General features: G+C 67.6%; 3 protein-coding genes. 2 read left to right on the top strand and 1 reads right to left on the bottom strand.

Annotation, left to right across the window (positions count from 1 at the left end; all coding sequences use genetic code 11):
* Positions 1-89: 89 nt before the first annotated feature.
* Entirely contained in the window at positions 90-1,592 is a 1,503-nt protein-coding gene (locus tag VF794_RS06245; protein WP_331108266.1) for an NAD(P)/FAD-dependent oxidoreductase, read from the bottom strand.
* A 131-nt stretch (positions 1,593-1,723) separates the two neighbouring features.
* Here VF794_RS06245 and VF794_RS06240 point away from each other — a divergent pair, with 131 nt between their 5' ends.
* Both VF794_RS06240 and VF794_RS06235 read left to right on the top strand, forming a co-directional pair.
* Entirely contained in the window at positions 1,724-3,115 is a 1,392-nt protein-coding gene (locus VF794_RS06240; protein WP_331108265.1) for a cytochrome P450, read from the top strand.
* Positions 3,116-3,393: 278 nt separating this feature from the next.
* Positions 3,394-4,355: BsuPI-related putative proteinase inhibitor (locus tag VF794_RS06235; RefSeq protein WP_331108264.1), on the top strand; the 962-nt coding region annotated here is incomplete at its 3' end.

The following is a 4,355-nucleotide window of genomic DNA, read 5'->3' as shown; positions in this document are numbered from 1 at the left end:
CACATCATGTTCACCCTGCTCGGCGTCGTGCTCCGGCTGACGAAGAAGGCGGACCAGGCCGCGCAGGGCGTCGCCCTGGTCGAGCCACGCTACGGCGTCCCCGTGTCCCAGCTTCCGAGCTGACGATCATAGTGGGCCAGTTTCGGCGCCCGGGTGTGTCGCCGGTAGAGGAACGTGAAGCCCGGCCAGTTGTTGGTGTTCTTGCCCTCGGCGGTCTTGTACCAACTGGTGCAGCCGCCCTCCCACACCGAGTGGTGCAGGGCCTGCTGGAGCCGCGCGTTGAAATCCCGCTGCGCGTCGGGGCGTACGTCCAGGAAGCGCAGGTGGTGCTCTCGCAGCACCCGCATGCAGGCCAGCACGTAGCGGATCTGGCTCTCCAGCATGAAGACGATGGAGTTGTGGCCGAGGTTGGTGTTCGGCCCGTACAGCATGAAGAAGTTGGGGAAGCCACTGACGGTGACGCCCAGGTAGGCCTCGGCGCCCTCGCGCCATACCTCGTTCAGCTCGCGCCCTCCCCTGCCGAAGACGCGCATCGGGGAGAGGAACTCCGTGGCCGTGAAGCCCGTGCCGAAGATGAGGGCGTCCACCTCGTGCTCGCGACCGTCGGCGGTCACCACGCCTCGGGCCGTCACCTCACGGATGGTCTCGCTCACCACCTCCACGTTCGGACGTGAGAGCGCCGCGTAGTAGTCGTTGGAGATGAGGATGCGCTTGCACCCCATGGGGTAGTCCGGCGTGAGCTTCCGCCGCAGCTCGGGGTGGGCGATCTCCCGCTCCAGGAGCCGGCGGAACCGACGCTCGAGGAGCTTCATCACCACCGGGAAGGTGAAGAAGCCGAGCACCCGCGCCTCGTACTGGAGATAGGTGAAGGTGCGCGAGAGCTTCTGAAGCCAGGGCACCCGCCGCAGGAGCGCGTGCTCCCACGGGCGATAGGCGCGATCGGGCCTGGGGATGACGTACGGCGCCGAGCGCTGGAACAGGAACAGCCGCTGGACGCGGCTGGCCACGGGCGGAACGAACTGGATGGCGCTGGCGCCCGTGCCGATGACCGCCACCCGCTTGCCCTCGAGCACGACGTCGTGCCGCCAGCGAGCCGAGTGGAACCGCGGCCCCTCGAAACGCTCCAGCCCAGTCAGTCGCGGCCAGGCCGGCCGGCTGAGCTGGCCGCAGGCGCTGATGAGCACACGGGTACGCAAGAGCTCGCCCGTCGCCGTGGAGACCTCCCATACGCCGCTCGCCTCGTCGAAGCGCGCGGCGGACACCTCCTGGCCGAAGCGGATGCGCGAGCGCAATCCGTACTTGTCGGCGCAGTGCCGCAGGTAGTCGAGGATCTCCGCCCGCGGCGCGAAGCGGCGGCTCCAGTCGGCCTTGGGCTCGAACGAGAAGGAATACAGGTGCGAGGGCACGTCACAGGCGGCGCCCGGGTAGTGGTTGTCCCGCCAGCATCCGCCCACGTCCTCCGCCTTCTCCAGCAGCAGGAAGTCCTCGAGGCCCGCCTTCCGCAGTTGGATGGCCATGCCGAGGCCGCCAAAGCCGGCCCCGATGATGAGTGCTTGGAGAGGAGCGGAAGTGGGAGGAGGAGTGTTGCGCATGTACCTGATCTCGGGGTGCGCCCAGACGCACGGCGTGACTCTAGCGAGCCCGCTACCTCCTGGATAACGTTCGCCGCGGGCCCACACCTTCGACCCCACTCTGCTCGGCCACCGGCCAGGAGCTTCCTCACATGCAGCACCCGTCCACCGTTCCAGGTCCACCCCCGCCTCCCCTGCTGGGAAGAATCGGCTCGGAGGTGCAGTTCCTGAGGGATCCTCTCGGTCGGATGATGTCCCTCTACCGCGACTACGGCACGCTGGTGCGGACGGGAGGGCCGACCGGCCCCGTGTTCGTCTTCGGCCAGGACTACAACCAGCGCGTCCTGTCGGACACCACCGTGTTCCACAACCCCCACATGACGCGCCTGGCCCCGCCGGGCTCCGCGCTCCATCGCCTGTGGAGCGGGCTGATCAACATGAATGGGGAGCGGCACCGGCAGAACCGCCGGCGGATGATGCCCGCCTTCCAGCGCAAGCGCGTGGAGGGCTACCAGTCCCTGATGGGCGACGTCATCGAGCGCACGACGGCGGATTGGAGGACCGGCGAGGTCCGGGACCTGGCGCACGAGATGATGGTGTTGACGCTGCGGATCGTCACCCGGGCGCTGTTCGGCCTCGACAGCTTCGACGAGATGGACCGGGTGGGCGGGATGCTCAAGCGGTGGCTGGATCTCTACGCGAGCATCCCCGTCCAGCTCTTCCCCCGGGACCTGCCCCTGACTCCCTTCCGTACGCTGCTGCGGCTCTCGGAAGAGGTGGAGACGATGCTCCGCGACCTCGTGGCGCACAAGCGCGCCACGGGCCTGGGCCAGGACGTGCTGTCCGTGCTGATGAGCGCCACCGACGACGAGGCCGGCGCGCTCACGGAGGAGGAGCTGTTCGGCCACGTCACGCTGTTGTACGTCGCCGGCCACGAGACCAGCGCCAACGCGCTCACCTGGACCTTCTTCCTGCTGGAGCAGCACCCCACGGTGCTGGCGGATGTGCTCGACGAGCTCCAGTCCGTCCTCCGGGGAAGCGCGCCCACGATCGAGCTCCTCCCCCAGCTCCCCCTGTTGGAACGGGTCATCAAGGAGAGCCTGCGCATCCTGCCCCCCGTCCCCTTCAGCGGCCGGCGCGGCATGGCTCCCTTCGATCTCTCGGGCAGGGAGTTCCCCGCCGGGACGCAGGTGCGCTACAGCCCCTTCATCACCCACCGGATTCCCGAGGTGTATGACGCGCCCGACCACTTCCGGCCGTCCCGCTGGGAGTCGCTCGATCCGCACCCCTACGCCTACATCCCGTTCGGCGCGGGTCCCCGCATGTGCATCGGCTACAGCTTCGCCCTTCAGGAGATCGCCCTCACCCTGGCCACGCTCCTGCCCCGCTTCCGTTTCGAGCTGGTGCCCGGGCAGCGGGTGGACCGCAAGGCGCTGGCCACCTTCGCTCCGAAGCACGGGTTGCGCATGCGGCTGCACGCGCAGGACCGGAACCTCCAGCGCTCTGCGTTCCAGGGAGATGTCCGGGAGCTTTTCGCCCTTTAACGTCCTCCCGTGGACAGATACAGCGGTGGCTTCGTGCACCCGCATGGGGAAAAGATCCAATCGGCTCGGGGCTCAACAATTGAGAGTGGCACTACGAAGCCACTGATTGGAGCCCCCTCCCCATGCGGATTTCAGCATCTCGTTTCGCATCTTTGTCGCTGGTATGGACCCTCGCCCTGCTCGTGGGTCTGTCGCCCACCACTTCCGAGGCCCAGGTTCTCGATCCAATCCAAGTCACTTTCACCACGAGTCAGAGCAGCTACGCCCGTGGTACCCCCGTGCAGCTGACACTGGATGTGAAGAACAGCGGGCTCGTTCCCGTGACGGTGAGCTTCTCCAACGGGCAGAAGTACGAGTTCACGGCGCAGGACGCCAGCGGCGCCACCGTGTGGAGTTGGTCCTACGGGAAGACCTTCGACTCCAACCCGTCCAGCAGGACGCTGGCCGCGGGTGAGACGTGGCGCATCCAGGAGACCTGGAGCTACACCGCGAACGCGGGCGGCTTGGCGACGGACGGTTCCTACACCGTCCGCGGCACCTTCCTGGGCAACTACACGGGCCGGAGCGGAACCAAGGCCGGGCAGAAGGCCATCTCCCTCTATACGCCGGACTACCTCCAGGTCTCCTTCTCCGCCGACAAGAGCGCCTACCGCCGGGGCGAGCAGGCTGTCCTCTCCCTGACGATGACCAACACCGCCCCGTATGCGCTCGAGGTGAACTTCGCCACCGCGCAGACCCACGACTTCTCCGCCACGGACATCGCGGGCAACCCGGTGTGGGCCTGGTCCGCGGGGCAGACCTTCGACGGCACGCCCCAGGTGCGCACGCTGGCGCCCGGTGAGACGTGGACCGTGCAGGAGGCCTGGAACTTCGTGGATGACTCGGGCGCTGGCCTGCCGGATGGTGACTTCGTCGTGAGCGGCATCTTCCTGGGCGACTACCTGGGCCGAAGCGGGACCAAGGGCGGCTCGCAGACCGTCAACCTGCTCACACCGGATCCGCTCCGGGTGACGTTCTCGACGGACAAGACCAGCTACGTGCGCACCCAGGCGTCGGCCCAGCTGTCCCTGGTGGTGACCAACATCGAGACCTACGCGGTGACCATCCACTTCCAGAATGGGAAGCACTCCGACTTCGCCGTCCGGAACTCGAGCGGGCAGGTGGTGTGGACCTGGTCCAATGGCAAGACCTTCCCGACGCAGCCGAGTCAGGTGGTGCTCGCCCCCGGCCAGTCCCTCCA

The sequence above is a fragment of the Archangium sp. genome, assembly GCF_036389735.1.
In the GTDB taxonomy this organism is placed as follows: Bacteria; Myxococcota; Myxococcia; order Myxococcales; family Myxococcaceae; genus Archangium.
This window is presented reverse-complemented; position numbering and strand designations above follow the sequence as displayed.